We start from the raw sequence: 13,538 nt of genomic DNA on the forward strand, positions 1-13,538 counted from the left end.
AGCCCCTCGGCGTCCGCGCCCGGTCACCCCGGCAGGGGGAGCCGGGCCCGCGCGGTCGGGGGCGCGGACCGGTTCGGAGGGGCGCGGAGGTTTCTTGAAGTAAGCGGTCGTTAACTGGTGACTCGATGGCGCCGATCGGGCATACTCACAGCGCACAGCCGCTGGTCAGCAGCTTCCGAGACCCGGGAATGCGAGCATCGGCCAGGCACCGATATCCCGGCGGAGCCGCCCCACCCAAGGCGCACGTCCGCCGATGTGCCCGAACAGGGAGGAGAGCGTCGCCATGCCCGACCGCGCCCCGCAGCCGGTGGACCGACAACTGCCCACGGACGAGGCCCGGGACCTGATCTCGCTCGTCCGCGACATCGCGCAGCGCGAGGTCGCTCCCGGGGCGGCCGAGGAGGAGGACGCCGGACGCTTCCCCCGCGAGCTGTTCACCCTGCTCTCCGAGTCCGGCCTGCTCGGCCTGCCCTACGACGCCGAGTACGGCGGCGGCGACCAGCCGTACGAGGTCTACCTCCAGGTGCTGGAAGAGCTCGCCATGGCCCGTCTGACGGTCGGCCTCGGCGTCAGCGTGCACACCCTGGCCTCCTACGCGCTCGCCGCCTACGGAACCAAGGAGCAGCAGGCCGAGCACCTGCCGGCGATGCTCGGCGGCGGTCTGCTCGGCGCCTACTGCCTCTCCGAGCCCGCCTCCGGCTCGGACGCGGCCTCCCTGCGCACCAGGGCGGTGCGCGACGGCGACCACTGGGTGATCACCGGCACCAAGGCGTGGATCACGCACGGCGGCATCGCCGACTTCTACACCGTCATGGCCCGCACCGGTGAGGAGGGCCCGCGGGGGATCACCGCCTTCCTGGTGCCCGGCGACGCCGAGGGGCTGAGCGCCGCCGCGCCGGAGAAGAAGATGGGCATGAAGGGCTCCCCCACCGCCCAGGTCCACTTCGACGGCGTGCGGGTCCCCGACAGCCGGCGCCTCGGGGAGGAGGGCCAGGGCTTCGCGATCGCCCTGTCGGCACTGGACGGCGGCCGGCTCGGCATCGCGGCCTGCGCGGTCGGCCTGGCCCAGGCGGCACTCGACGAGGCGCTCCGGTACGCGGCCGAGCGGCGGCAGTTCGGCAGGCCGATCGCCGACTTCCAGGGGCTGCGCTTCATGCTCGCCGACATGGCCACGCAGATCGAGGCGGGGCGGGCGCTGTGCCTCGCGGCGGCCCGGCTGCGCGACGCGGGACGGCCGTTCGCCAAGCAGGCGGCCATGGCCAAGCTGCACTGCACCGACACGGCGATGCGGGTCACCACCGACGCCGTCCAGATCCTCGGCGGCTACGGCTACACCGCGGACTTCCCGGCCGAGCGCTACCTGCGCGAGGCCAAGGTCCTGCAGATCGTCGAGGGGACGAACCAGATCCAGCGCATGGTCATCGCCCGCCACCTCGCGGGGCCGGAGTCGCGCTGAACCGTCCGGGCCCCCGCCGGGCGCCGCGAGCCGTGTCCGCTCCGGGATGTGCCTCCCGGGCGGAGTGCGGCCCCGGTCCACCCGGGTCCGCAGCGGATCGCGGTGGACGGGAGGAGCCGGCACCCGGGCCGGCGCGGCCGCCCCCGTGGGCGGTGGCACGAGGACACGGCGCCGACGTCCGGTCGCCGGTCGACGTCCGGTCGCCGAGTGCGCGGGAGCCGTCACACCCGGGCGACGCGGGAGCGGCCGGGCGGGTCACCGACCGCCGGAACGGGGTGCGCGTGCGCGGCCGCCCCGTACGGCGGACCGGCGGCGCCCGTGGACCGGGAGTCCTTCGACGCGTCCCGCCGCCGGGCGCGTCACGTCCAGGCGGTGGACGGGGGCGGTGGGGCCGCGCCGCCCCCACTGCGGCGTGCGCTCAGGCGGCGTGGCGCCGCATCGACGGCACCCTGATCGGACGCGAGCCCGGGCCGCCGACGTGGGAGAAGGGCTGGGTGCGCCAGTCGAGCCCCTGAGGCAGCGTCAACAGCAGGGCGGTGTCCTGCTCCTGGAGCGCGAAGGACTCGTCCGCCGGCCGCGCCTCGGAGGCACGGCGACCGGTGCCGGCGCAGACGGTGAGTCCGAACGGGTTCCACGGCGACGCGCACAGCGCGTGCTCCGGCAGGACCTCCTCGTCCGCCAGCAGGGCGATGGGCTGCGCGCAGTCCGGGCACACGACCCGGTACATCTCGAAGGTGTCGTACGCGTCGAACTCGTCGTCGAGGGCGTCGGGTTCGACGCACTCCGGAGCGAGCTCGACGACCGGCTGCTGTCGCTTGGACGTGGTACGACCAAGGCGCTTGAGACTCTGCATGGGTTTTCTCCCCCTCGGGCTGGGCCGTGAAAGGCGCTGCGGCCTCGACCACAGCAAGCACTTCCCGTTGGCCCCGGGGGGTAATCACGAGAACATCACGGAGACCGGACGAAGGGTGTGGCGTTCGTCACACGCCGCTCGCGGGTGCCCCATGCGGCGGCTTTGTCCCCTCCGGTCGCTCGCGGCGGGCCGCCGGCACATCACGAACCGGGTGTGACCCGGGCTGTTCGGGTATCCGCGGAGATCAAGGGCCCTGTAGGTTCTTGCGTCATGGAGGAGCTGGACCGACAGATCGTGCAGCTGCTCGTCAAGGACGGGCGGATGAGCTACACAGACCTGGGCAAGGCCACGGGCCTGTCCACGTCGGCCGTGCACCAGCGGGTGCGCCGGCTGGAACAGCGTGGCGTCATCCGCGGCTACGCCGCGGTCGTCGACCCGGAGGCCGTCGGCCTGCCCATGACCGCCTTCATCTCGGTCAAACCGTTCGATCCCAGCGCCCCCGACGACATCGCGGACCGCCTCGCCGGGGTCCCCGAGATCGAGGCCTGCCACAGTGTCGCGGGCGACGAGAACTACATCCTCAAGGTGCGGGTGTCCACACCGCACGAACTGGAGGAACTCCTCGCGCGCGTACGCACGTTGGCGGGCGTCTCGACCCGGACGACGGTCGTGCTGTCCACGCCGTACGAAGCCCGGCCGCCGCGCATCTGAGACGGACGCGGCGGCGCGCGGCGGACCCCCGTGCCGGCCCGGCCGCGGTGAGCCGGACCTGCGTGCGGCCCGCCCCGCCCGACGCGCGAGACTGGGGACATGAGCGAACGCACCGCCCCGCCGCACACCGTCCTGCTCCGCCGCGGAGAGGTCCACAGCCCCGCCGATCCCTTCGCGACCGCGATGGTCGTCGAGCGCGGCCAGGTGGCCTGGGTCGGCTCCGAGGGCGCCGCCGACGCCTTCGCGGACGGGGTCGACGAAGTGGTCGACCTCGACGGGGCACTGGTCACCCCGGCGTTCACGGACGCGCACGTCCACACCACGGCCACGGGCCTCGCCCTCACCGGCCTCGACCTGTCCACCGCCGCCTCGCTCGAGGCCGCACTGGTCCGCGTGCGGGAGTTCGCCGCCGCCCGCCCGGACGACCGGGTGCTGCTCGGCCACGGCTGGGACGCCGCCCGCTGGCCCGGCGGCCGGCCCCCGACCCGTGCCGAACTCGACGAGGCCACCGGCGGCCGTCCGCTCTACCTGAGCCGGATCGACGTCCATTCCGCGGTCGTCACCACCGCGCTGCTCGACCTCGTCCCGGGCGGGGCCGTCCGCGAGGACCGCCCGCTCACCGGGGACGCCCACCACGCCGTCCGCGCCGCCGCCCTGGCCGCCGTCACCCCGGCCCAGCGCACCGAGGCCCAGCGCGCCGCCCTCGCCCACGCCGCCTCGCTCGGCATCGGCACCGTCCACGAGTGCGGCGGCCCGGAGATCTCCTCCGAGGACGACTTCACCGGTCTGCTGCGGCTCGCCGCCGGGGAGCCCGGCCCGCGCGTCGTCGGCTACTGGGCCGAACGGGACACGGCCAAGGCCCGGGAACTGGGCGCGGTCGGCGCCGCGGGGGACCTGTTCGCCGACGGCGCCCTCGGCTCGCACACCGCCTGCCTGCACGAGCCGTACGCCGACGCCGACCACACCGGCACCGCGCACCTGGACGCCGCCGCCGTCGCCGCCCATGTCGTGGACTGCACCGAGGCCGGCCTCCAGGCGGGCTTCCACGCCATCGGCGACGCCGCGGTGAGCACCGTCGTCAAGGGGATGCGCGCCGCCGCCGAGAAGCTCGGCCTCGCCCGTGTCCGGGCCGCCCGCCACCGCGTCGAGCACGCCGAGATGCTCACCCCCGAGACCGTCGCCGCCTTCGCCGAACTCGGCCTGACCGCCTCCGTCCAGCCCGCCTTCGACGCCCTGTGGGGCGGTGAGGACGGGATGTACGCCCGGCGGCTGGGCCCGGAGCGGGCCCGCTCCCTGAATCCGTTCGCCGCGCTGCTGCGCGCCGGTGTCCCGCTCGCCTTCGGCTCCGACAGCCCGGTCACGCCCCTCGACCCCTGGGGCACGGTCCGGGCCGCCGCCTTCCACCGCACACCGGAGCACCGCGTCTCCGTGCGGGCCGCGTTCACCGCGCACACGCGCGGCGGCTGGCGGGCCGTCGGACGCGACGACGCGGGCGTCCTGGTGCCCGGGGCGCCCGCCGACTACGCGGTCTGGCGCACCGGCCGGCTCGTCGTCCAGGCCCCCGACGACCGGGTGGCGCGCTGGTCCACCGACCCCCGCTCCGGCACCCCCGGCCTGCCCGACCTCACTCCGGGACGTGACCTGCCCGTCTGCCTGCGCACCGTGGTCGGCGGGCACACGGTCTTCGTACGGCCGGGCGAGTGATCCGCGCGGGGGGCGCGGTGACCGGCACGCACCGCGCCCCCGCCGTACGACCTGCGTCTCCACCCCGCTGACCAGGCATGCGACCCGCATGACGCAGGTCAAACGACGGTTGACAGGCGGCTGCGGACGACCGGTAGGTTCGGCCGGGTCCACCGTCGGACACCCGACCGGGGAACTTCCGGCCACGCGCGTCAGCGCCGCTGGGTCAGGGACGGTGTACCGCACCGGGGCACCGCCCCTGGGAGCCAGGCTCAGCGCCGGCGCCGCGTCGGGGGAGCGTTCCGGTCGGTCGGGGAGGTGGGACCCGGGTGGGGCCCGGGCGCTCAGTAGACAACGGCCTCGGCCGATCCGCAGCCGGCGGGTCCGGGGCCGGCCCGAAGGGCGCCGGGCCCCCATCCGTTGCGTACGCCGTCCCCCTCGCGCACCGCTCGCGCACACCGAGGGCCCATCCTTACCCGATCTTCGGCAAACGACACCACCATACGAACGTCCTGTCACGTCATCGCAGGCGGTGACCACTATGGTGGGACCCTGTGCACAGGACATGAAGGGGCAGCAGTGAACGACGGCGACGGGACCCTCGCGGCAGGAGCCCAGGGGAGGCGCTTCGGCCCGCTCGGCACGGCTCTGGTGATCATCCCGACCTACAACGAGGCGGAGAACATCAAGGCGATCGTCGGCCGGGTGCGCAAGGCCGTCCCCGAGGCACACGTTCTCGTGGCCGACGACAACAGCCCCGACGGCACCGGCAAGTTGGCCGACGACCTGGCCGCCGAGGACGACCGGGTCCAGGTGCTGCACCGCAAGGGCAAGGAGGGCCTGGGCGCGGCCTATCTCGCGGGCTTCCGCTGGGGCATGGAGCACGGCTACGGCGTGCTGGTCGAGATGGACGCCGACGGTTCCCACCAGCCCGAGGAACTGCCCCGCCTGCTGACCGCCCTCAAGGGCGCGGACCTGGTGCTCGGTTCGCGCTGGGTGCCGGGCGGCCGGGTGGTGAACTGGCCGAAGTCCCGTGAGTTCATCTCGCGCGGGGGCAGCCTCTACTCGCGTATGGCGCTCGACCTGCCGCTGCGCGACATCACCGGCGGGTTCCGCGCCTTCCGCCGCGAGACCCTGGAGGGCCTCGGCCTCGACGACGTCGCCTCCCAGGGCTACTGCTTCCAGGTCGACCTCGCCCGCCGCGCGGTCAAGGCCGGCTACCACGTCGTCGAAGTGCCCATCACCTTCGTCGAGCGTGAACTCGGCGACTCCAAGATGAACCGCGACATCCTCGTCGAGGCGCTGTGGCGGGTCACGGCGTGGGGCGTGGGGGAGCGGGTCGGCAAGGTCCTGGGGCGCGACGGGGGCAAGGACGACAAGCAGGCCGGGGGCAAGGACGACAAGCAGGCCGAGCAGGCCAAGCCGCAGGGCACTTGATCACCCCCTTATCCCGAGTTGAGCCGGACCCGGGCACACTGGGTGTATGACGACTGGCGCTCAGACCCCGTACCCCGCCGCCCGGCCCCGGCGCTCCCGGCTGCGCACGTTCCTGCCGTTGGGCGCCGCCGCGTGGCTCGTTCTGGAGATCTGGCTGCTCACGATGGTCGCCGGGGCGTCGAACGGGCTGGTCGTCCTCCTGCTCCTGGTCGCCGGTCTGGTCCTCGGCTCGGTCGTCGTCAAGCGGGCCGGCCGACGGGCCTTCCGGAACCTCACCGAGACCCTTCAGCAGCAGCAGGGCGGGACGGCTCCCGAGTCCCGGCCGAACAGCGAGGGCAACGGCCTGATGATGCTGGGCGGTCTGCTGCTGATCATCCCGGGGTTCGTCTCGGACGTGCTGGGGCTGGTCCTGCTGGTGCCGCCGGTCCAGAGGGCCGTGAGCCGGTACGCCGAGCGGACCTTCGAGCGCAAGCTGCGTGAGGCCGCGCAGGGGTCCCTGGGCGACGCCTTCCGGCAGGCCCGGATCCACCGGCCCGACGGCAAGGTCGTCCAGGGCGAGGTCGTCCGGGACGAGCCGGGACACACCTCGGGGGACACCCCGCAGGGGCCGCGCCCGCCGCTGACGAGGTGAGGGCGGGGAGCCCGAAGGTCGGGGAGCCCGAAGGTCGGGGAGGCGGGCCCGGACGAGGAGGAGGACGCACACAGGACCGCGGGCGCCGTACATGGGTACGGCGCCCGCGGTCCTGTTCCGATGTGCGGGGGGCCTCCGTCGGCGTCAGGCCGACTTCCGGCTGTCCCGAGGGTGAACCGCGATGTTCATCGCACCGGAACGCAGAACGGCGAGACGCTCCTCGAGGACCTCTTCGAGCTCCTCTCGGGTGCGCCGCTCCATCAGCATGTCCCAATGCGTACGCGCGGGCTTGGCCTTCTTCTCCTCGGGGCCGTCACCGTCCACCAGGAGTGCCTGGGCACCGCAGACCTTGCACTCCCACTCCGGCGGGATCTCCGCCTCGACCGAGAAGGGCATCTCGAAGCGGTGCCCCTTCTCGCATGCGTACTCCACGGCCTGGCGCGGGGCCAGGTCGATGCCGCGGTCCGTCTCGTAGCTGGTCACCACGAGGCGCGTGCCGCGAAGAGCTCGCTCACTCATGAATCGTGCCTCCCGGGCTTGTCGCCCACAGGACAGGTGTCGCTGTCGTCGTCATCCGGTCAACGTCCGGGCGGCGGTAAAGATTCCCGTCCCGAGTCCCGTTCCGGGTCATGCGTCGCCGTCGTAGCCGCAGCCTTGTCAACCAGTGCAGTACCCCCCGACGTCCGGTTTGTCACCTCTACTGGCAGATGTGACCCAGCGTTTCGGCATTTTTGACGCGCAGTAACGGTACGCCTGGCAGGCCAAACGCGTACACTACCGCCCTTTCGCGCCCAGTGCTAAATCCTTTCGGGGACCGGATTGCCCGCGTCGGTGATCGCCCGCCGCACCGGAACCCGCGCGAGCAGCACGAACCCGAGCACGAAGAAACCCACCAGGGAGACGATCGCGTCCCGGTAGCTGCCGGTCAGCTGGTAGGTGAGCCCGAACAGCAGCGGCCCGAGCCAGCTCATCCCGCGGTCGCTCATCTCGTACGCCGAGAAGTACTCGGCCTCCTTGCCGGGCGGTACGAGGTGGGAGAACAGCGACCGGGACAGCGCCTGGCTGCCGCCCAGGACCAGCCCGATCCCCGCGGCCAGGACGAAGAACCACTCCGGGGCCCCCGCCGGCAGGAAGTAACCGGCGGCCAGCGTCAGGGTCCAGGCGACCAGCGAGCCGAGGATCGTGCGCTTCGCCCCGTACCGCCGGGCCAGCCGGCCCAGCGCCAGGGCGCCGGCCACGGCCAGCACCTGGACCAGCAGCACGGCGACGATGAGCGTCGACTGCCCGAGCCCCAGCTCCCTCGAGCCGTAGACCGAGGCCTGCGAGATCACCGTCTGGATGCCGTCGTTGTAGACCAGGTAGGCCAGCAGGAAGGCGAGCGTCAGCGGATGGCGGCGCATGTCGCGGACGGTCGCCGCGAGCTGCCGGAAGCCGGGCAGGGCCGCCTCCCGCGCGGGAACGCGGCGGTCGCGCAGCCGGCGCAGCGGTATCAGCGCGAAGGCGCCCCACCACAGACCGGCCGACGCCAGGCAGATGCGGACCGCCGTGCCCTCGGAGACCCCGAAGGCGTCGTGGCCGGTGTACAGGACGAGGTTCGCGACGAGGACCAGGGCCCCGGCCGCGTAACCGAAGGCCCAGCCGCGGGAGGAGACCGCGTCGCGCTCCTCGGGCGGGGCGATCTGCGGCAGGTACGCGTTGTAGAGCATCATCGCCACGGACTGCGCCGCGTTCGCCACGACCAGCAGCGCCCCGCCGAGCAGATAGCGCTCGCCGTCCAGGAAGAACATGCCCGCCGTGGCCGCGGCACCCGTGTAGGCGGCGGCCGCGAGGAGGGGCTTCTTGCGGCCGGTGCGGTCGGCGGCGGCGCCCACCAGCGGCATCACCAGCACGGCCAGGACCACCGACAGGGACACCGCGTACGCGAAGAAGGAACCCGCGCGCACCGGGATCCCCAGCGGGTGGACGAACCCCTCGGCGTCCGCGGCCGACTCGGCGACCGACGTCAGATAGGGGCCGAGGAACACGGTGAGCACGCTCGTGGAGTACACGGAGCACGCCCAGTCGTAGAAGTACCAGCCGCGCTGCTCGCGCCGCCGGTCGGCGCTCTCGTCCGCCGCCGTTGATCGCACGGTGCCGGTGCCCACCCGTGCCCTCGCTTCCCCGTGAACGCGCGAAGGCGCCGCGGCACGGGGTCTCAGACCCAGATGCCGCGGTCCTCCATGACCTTGCGCAGTGTGTCGATGTGATCGGTCATGATGCCATCCACTCCCAGGTCCAGGAGCCGGTTCATCCGCTCGGGTTCGTTGACCGTCCACACGTGCACCTGCAGCCCGCGCGCATGGGCCGCGCGCACGAAGCGGTGGTCCACCACCCGGACGCCCGACTGCGCCTCGGGGACCTGGGCGGCGACCGCCGACCGGCGCACCGCGACCGGCAGGCCCCACGACCGCAGCCGCAGGTTCAGCACGCCCCGCGTCCCGTACGACGTGGCCAGCCGCGGGCCGGCCAGCCGCTGCGCGCGCACCACCCGGGCCTCGGAGAACGAACCGAGGCAGATCCGGTCCCAGGCGTCCGTGCGCCCGACCAGTTCCAGGAAGGGCAGGAGGGCCGGTTCGGCCTTGACGTCGACGTTCCAGCGCACCTCGGGGAAGGCCTCCAGGAGCTCCTCGAACAGGGGCACCGGTTCCTCGCCCGCCACGCGCGCGTGCGCCACCTCCCGCCACGGCAGGTCGGCGATCCGGCCCGCGCCGTCCGTCACCCGGTCCAGGGTCGCGTCGTGGAAGGCGACGAGCCGGCCGTCGCGGGTGGCGTGGACGTCGGTCTCGATGTACCGGTAGCCCGCCTCGACGGCGCGCCGGAACTGGCGCGCGGTGTTCTCCAGGCCGTCCGCCGCCCCGCCCCGGTGGGCGAAGGCGATCGGGCCGGGATGGTCGAGGTAGGGGTGGCGTATCCGCGGGGTCACGGACGCAGTATCGCCCGCCGCGGTCGACCCGTGGCAACGACCGTGCCGCCGTCGGGTACCGGGGGGACGGCGAACACGCGCAGGAACAGCTGGGCGAGCGGGCCGATCGTCACCGCGTACAGCAGGGTGCCGACGCCCACTGTGCCGCCGAGGACGAAGCCCGTGACCACGACGCCGACCTCGAGGGCCGTGCGGACCAGGCGGATCGAGACGCCCGTGCGCCGGTGCAGTCCCGTCATGAGCCCGTCGCGCGGGCCCGGGCCGAAGCGCGCCGCGATGTACAGCCCGGTCGCCGCGCCGTTCAGCACGATGCCCGCCGCCATCAGCGTCCCGCGGACCGCGGGACCGTGCGCGTCCGGCAGCACGGCCAGCGTCGCGTCCATCGCCGCGCCGATCACCAGGACGTTGGAGACCGTGCCCAGCCCCGGCCGCTGACGCAGCGGGATCCACAGCAGCAGGATCGCCGCGCCCAGGACTGTCAGCACCACGCCCATGGACAGCCCCGTCCGCTCGGACAGGCCCTGGTGCAGCACGTTCCAGGGTTCGAGGCCGAGTCCCGACCGCACGAGCAGCGCCGAACTCGCGCCGTACAGCGCCAGTCCGGCGTACAGCTGGAACAGCCGCCGTGCGAGGTGCCCCTGCCGGGGCGAGTGGCTGGACAAGACGTACCCCCTGTGGTGGAAGTGGACCGGTGCGTGACACCCTGTGGCACGGAAGGAGAGGCCGACCATGGCCAATCCGGGGAAGGTGGACTGATTCTCATGACGCAGTGGACCTCGGCGGTGGGGGCCGCACAACTCGCCCGGCTGCTCAGCTCCCAGCAGGACCGCCCGGCCGGTCCCGGAACCCGCCGCCCGCCCGCCTACCGTGCGCTCGCCGACGGCATCCGGCTGCTGGTCTTCGAAGGGCGCGTACCGGTCGCCGCACGGCTGCCCGCCGAACGGGAACTCGCCCTCGCCCTGTCCGTCAGCCGCACCACCGTCGCCGCCGCCTACGAGGCGCTGCGCAGCGAGGGGTTCCTGGAGTCACGGCGCGGCGCGGGCAGCTGGACCGCCGTCCCGGCCGGCAACCCGCTGCCCGCGCGAGGACTCGAACCGCTGCCGCCCGAGGCCCTCGGCTCGGTGATCGACCTCGGCTGCGCCGCGCTGCCCGCGCCCGAGCCGTGGCTCACGCGCGCCGTGCAGGGCGCCCTGGAGGAGCTGCCGCCGTACGCGCACACCCACGGCGACTACCCCGCCGGGCTGCCCGCGCTGCGCTCGATGATCGCCGACCGCTACACCGCGCGGGGCATCCCGACCATGCCCGAGCAGATCATGGTGACCACCGGGGCGATGGGCGCCATGGACGCCATCTGCCACCTCTTCGGCGGACGCGGCGAGCGCATCGCCGTCGAGTCGCCGTCCTACGCCAACATCCTCCAGCTGATGCGGGAGGCCGGCGCCCGGCTCGTCCCCGTGGCCATGGCCGAGGGCCTCACCGGCTGGGACCTGGACCGCTGGCGGCAGGTGCTGCGGGAGGCGGCGCCCCGGATCGCGTACGTGGTCGCCGACTTCCACAACCCGACCGGTGCGCTCGCCGACGAGGACCAGCGGCGCCGACTGGTGGACGCGGCGCGTTCGGCGGGGACGGTGCTCGTCGCGGACGAGACGATGACCGAACTGTGGCTCGAGCCCGACGTGGAGATGCCTCCTCCGGTCTGCGCCTTCGACCCGGCCGGGTCCACGGTGGTCACGGTCGGCTCGGCGAGCAAGGCCTTCTGGGCCGGGATGCGCATCGGCTGGGTGCGCGCGTCCCCCGAGGCGATCCGCAGCCTGGTCGCCGCGCGCGCGTACGCCGACCTGGGCACACCCGTGCTGGAGCAACTGGCGGTGAACTGGCTGTTCGGCACGGACGGCTGGGAGCAGGCCGTCGAGGTGCGCCGCGCACAGGCCCGGGAGAACCGGGACGCGCTGGTCGCGGCGGTGCGGCGGGAACTGCCCGGCTGGGAGTTCGAGGTCCCGCGGGGCGGGCTCACGCTGTGGGTGCGCGCCGGAGGGCTCTCGGGCTCACGGCTGGCCGAGGCGGGGGAGCGGGTCGGTGTGCGCGTGCCGTCCGGGCCGCGCTTCGGGGTCGACGGGGCGTTCGAGGGGTACGTGCGGCTGCCGTTCACCGTGGGCGGCGCGGTGGCGGAGGAGGCGGCGGTGCGGCTGGCCGCGGCGGCCCGGGTGGTGGAGAGCGGCGGGACCACGGGGGTGGAGGTGTCGCGCGCGTTCGTGGCGTAGCGGTCACGGCGGTGACGCGGCACGGGACGGGTGCCAGGGGGTGCCGGGTCCCTAGGAGGACTCCGCGACCGCCGCTTCCTTGGGGGCCGCGGCCGCGGCCATGTCCTTCGGGGCGGCGGTCTCGGCGGGCCCCTCCTCCGGGGCGGCCTCCACGGGGGACGGCCCGGAGGGGAGCGCCTCCTCGGGCAACGGCTTCCGCCCCGGTTCCTTCTCCACCGGTTCCTTCTCCACCGGCTCCTTCTCCAGGGGCACGGGATCCGCGGGCAGCGCGTCCAGGAGGACGGAACCCGCCGGAACCGCTCCCGGGCCCGGCCGCCCCGCGTCCTTCGCCGGAGCCGTGCGCGGCGGCAGCAGCTCCAGTACGGCCTGCCGGTGGGCGTCGCTGGTGGCCTCGTCGTACGGGTTCGGTGTGGCCGGCACCTGGAGGCGGTGCACCGGTCCCGTGCCCAGACGGGCGTAGCCGCGGCCCGCGGGGACCTGGTCGACGGGGGTGGTGTGCGGGGGCGCGCCCAGGACGGCCGTCAGCTGCTCCGCCGTCGCGGGGCCGAGGACGACCCGCGCGCGCGTGTGCTGCCGCACCGGGGCGGTGAGGATCTCCAGGCTGTCGAGCTGGTCCGCGACGACCACGGTGACATTCGCCGGGCGGCCGTGCCGCAGCGGGAGGTGGAGCAGCGACTGGGGGTCCTCCCGGCCCTCCGCGGCGGCCGGATGCGTGAACGCGCTCGGCCGGTCCAGCAGGATCCACAGGGGCCGCCTGGTGTCCTCGGGCGGCGGATCGCCCGCCTGGTGGGCGCGGTTCGCGGCGCTCAGCCGGCGCTCCGTCTCGTGCGCGGCCCACTCCAGGACCGCCAGCGCCCCCGCCGGCCCGCACTCGACGGCGAGCACCCCGTCCCGGCCGGTCAGGCAGGCGTACTCACCGGTGCCGCCGCCGTCGACGATCACCACGTCACCGTGGTGGAGGGCCTGCAGGGCGATGGAGCGCAGCAGGGTCGAGATGCCGCTGCCCGGCTGGCCGAGCGCGAGCAGATGGGGTTCGGTGGAGCGGATACCGGTGCGCCAGACGACGGGCGGGACGTCGCGCCGCTGCTCGCCGTGGGTGAGCGGCAGCGTCCGCCGCACCCGGATGGGGTCGGTGAAGCCGAGCACCGTCTCGCCGGGGGACGTGACGAAGGGCTGGGCGGCGATGTCGGTGGGCAGGGGCGCGAGGACGTGGACCGTGAGCTGGTTGCCCTCCTCGTCCCAGGCGAAGTGGTACTCGCGGCCGCGCCCCGACTTGGCGCCGAGCAGGTGCTCGATCCGCGCCCGGGCCTCCGGCTCGCCGTCGGTGAAGTAGGGGGGGTAGCTGATCACCAGGTACGTGATGCGGCCGGTGCCGTCGAACTCGTACTCGGGGAAGACCTTCTCCCAGTCGCCGCCGTGGCTGTAGAGCGGATCCGGGTCCTCGGCGGCCGAGAAGTACGGCACCAGGGCCTCGTACAGCGACTTCAGGCGCCGGATCTGGGACTCGTCGGGCCCGTCGGACGCCGACGGGCCCGACGAGTCCC

Annotated in this window: 12 protein-coding genes; 6 read left to right on the plus strand and 6 right to left on the minus strand. The window is 74.0% G+C overall.

What is annotated here, in order from left to right; translation table 11 throughout:
• Positions 1 to 283: 283 nt before the first annotated feature.
• The gene (locus B7L92_RS25700; protein ID WP_081239777.1) at positions 284 to 1,456 is read left to right on the plus strand and encodes an acyl-CoA dehydrogenase family protein; all 1,173 of its coding nucleotides are present in this window, start codon (positions 284 to 286) and stop codon (positions 1,454 to 1,456) included.
• Between the two features lie 418 nt (positions 1,457 to 1,874).
• Here B7L92_RS25700 and B7L92_RS25710 read toward each other — a convergent pair whose 3' ends face one another.
• On the minus strand, positions 1,875 to 2,309 hold the full coding sequence (locus B7L92_RS25710) for a hypothetical protein (RefSeq protein ID WP_081239778.1): 435 nt from the start codon (positions 2,307 to 2,309) through the stop codon (positions 1,875 to 1,877).
• Between the two features lie 270 nt (positions 2,310 to 2,579).
• Here B7L92_RS25710 and B7L92_RS25715 point away from each other — a divergent pair, with 270 nt between their 5' ends.
• The 4 genes from B7L92_RS25715 to fxsA all read left to right on the plus strand — a co-directional run bounded on the left by B7L92_RS25715 (position 2,580) and on the right by fxsA (position 6,771).
• Entirely contained in the window at positions 2,580 to 3,020 is a 441-nt protein-coding gene (locus tag B7L92_RS25715; RefSeq protein WP_016827147.1) for an Lrp/AsnC family transcriptional regulator, read from the plus strand.
• Positions 3,021 to 3,119: 99 nt separating this feature from the next.
• Complete coding sequence (locus B7L92_RS25720) at positions 3,120 to 4,724, plus strand: amidohydrolase (RefSeq protein ID WP_081239779.1); 1,605 nt, start codon at positions 3,120 to 3,122, stop codon at positions 4,722 to 4,724.
• Positions 4,725 to 5,282: 558 nt separating this feature from the next.
• A complete protein-coding gene (locus B7L92_RS25725; protein WP_081239780.1) occupies positions 5,283 to 6,140 on the plus strand; it encodes a polyprenol monophosphomannose synthase in 858 nt (285 codons plus the stop codon).
• A 46-nt stretch (positions 6,141 to 6,186) separates the two neighbouring features.
• On the plus strand, positions 6,187 to 6,771 hold the full coding sequence (gene fxsA, locus B7L92_RS25730) for an FxsA family membrane protein (RefSeq protein WP_004990802.1): 585 nt from the start codon (positions 6,187 to 6,189) through the stop codon (positions 6,769 to 6,771).
• 144 nt (positions 6,772 to 6,915) lie between these two features.
• Here the strand turns inward: fxsA and B7L92_RS25735 are convergent, their stop codons facing one another.
• From B7L92_RS25735 to yczE, 4 genes are all read right to left on the minus strand, one after another.
• A complete protein-coding gene (locus B7L92_RS25735) occupies positions 6,916 to 7,290 on the minus strand; it encodes an RNA polymerase-binding protein RbpA (protein WP_003977404.1) in 375 nt (124 codons plus the stop codon).
• A gap of 278 nt (positions 7,291 to 7,568) precedes the next feature.
• Positions 7,569 to 8,915 (minus strand): MFS transporter, encoded by a 1,347-nt coding sequence (locus tag B7L92_RS25740; protein WP_081239781.1) that lies wholly within the window; start codon positions 8,913 to 8,915, stop codon positions 7,569 to 7,571.
• Between the two features lie 50 nt (positions 8,916 to 8,965).
• Positions 8,966 to 9,733: a glycerophosphodiester phosphodiesterase family protein gene (locus B7L92_RS25745; protein WP_081239782.1), complete on the minus strand. Its 768-nt coding sequence runs from the start codon at positions 9,731 to 9,733 to the stop codon at positions 8,966 to 8,968.
• Positions 9,730 to 10,395, minus strand: coding sequence for a membrane protein YczE (gene yczE / locus B7L92_RS25750; protein WP_081239785.1), 666 nt, complete (start codon positions 10,393 to 10,395; stop codon positions 9,730 to 9,732). Before yczE ends, B7L92_RS25745 begins: the two co-directional genes overlap by 4 nt.
• Before the next feature lie 99 nt (positions 10,396 to 10,494).
• Between yczE and B7L92_RS25755 the strand changes: the two genes are divergently transcribed.
• Entirely contained in the window at positions 10,495 to 11,994 is a 1,500-nt protein-coding gene (locus tag B7L92_RS25755; RefSeq protein WP_081239783.1) for an SCO1417 family PLP biosynthesis transcription factor, read from the plus strand.
• 51 nt (positions 11,995 to 12,045) lie between these two features.
• Here B7L92_RS25755 and B7L92_RS25760 read toward each other — a convergent pair.
• On the minus strand, positions 12,046 to 13,538 hold a 1,493-nt coding region (locus B7L92_RS25760), incomplete at its 5' end, for a hypothetical protein (protein ID WP_081239784.1).

This window comes from Streptomyces viridosporus, assembly GCF_002078235.1.
GTDB classification, from domain to species: Bacteria; Actinomycetota; Actinomycetes; order Streptomycetales; family Streptomycetaceae; genus Streptomyces; species Streptomyces viridosporus.

Coding starts and splice junctions, on each gene's coding strand:
- B7L92_RS25700 (WP_081239777.1), top strand. CDS start 284: ATGCCCGACCGCGCCCCGCAGCCGGTGGACCGACAACTGCCCACGGAC.
- B7L92_RS25715 (WP_016827147.1), top strand. CDS start 2,580: ATGGAGGAGCTGGACCGACAGATCGTGCAGCTGCTCGTCAAGGACGGG.
- B7L92_RS25720 (WP_081239779.1), top strand. CDS start 3,120: ATGAGCGAACGCACCGCCCCGCCGCACACCGTCCTGCTCCGCCGCGGA.
- B7L92_RS25710 (WP_081239778.1), bottom strand. CDS start 2,309: ATGCAGAGTCTCAAGCGCCTTGGTCGTACCACGTCCAAGCGACAGCAG.
- B7L92_RS25735 (WP_003977404.1), bottom strand. CDS start 7,290: ATGAGTGAGCGAGCTCTTCGCGGCACGCGCCTCGTGGTGACCAGCTAC.
- fxsA (WP_004990802.1), top strand. CDS start 6,187: ATGACGACTGGCGCTCAGACCCCGTACCCCGCCGCCCGGCCCCGGCGC.
- B7L92_RS25755 (WP_081239783.1), top strand. CDS start 10,495: ATGACGCAGTGGACCTCGGCGGTGGGGGCCGCACAACTCGCCCGGCTG.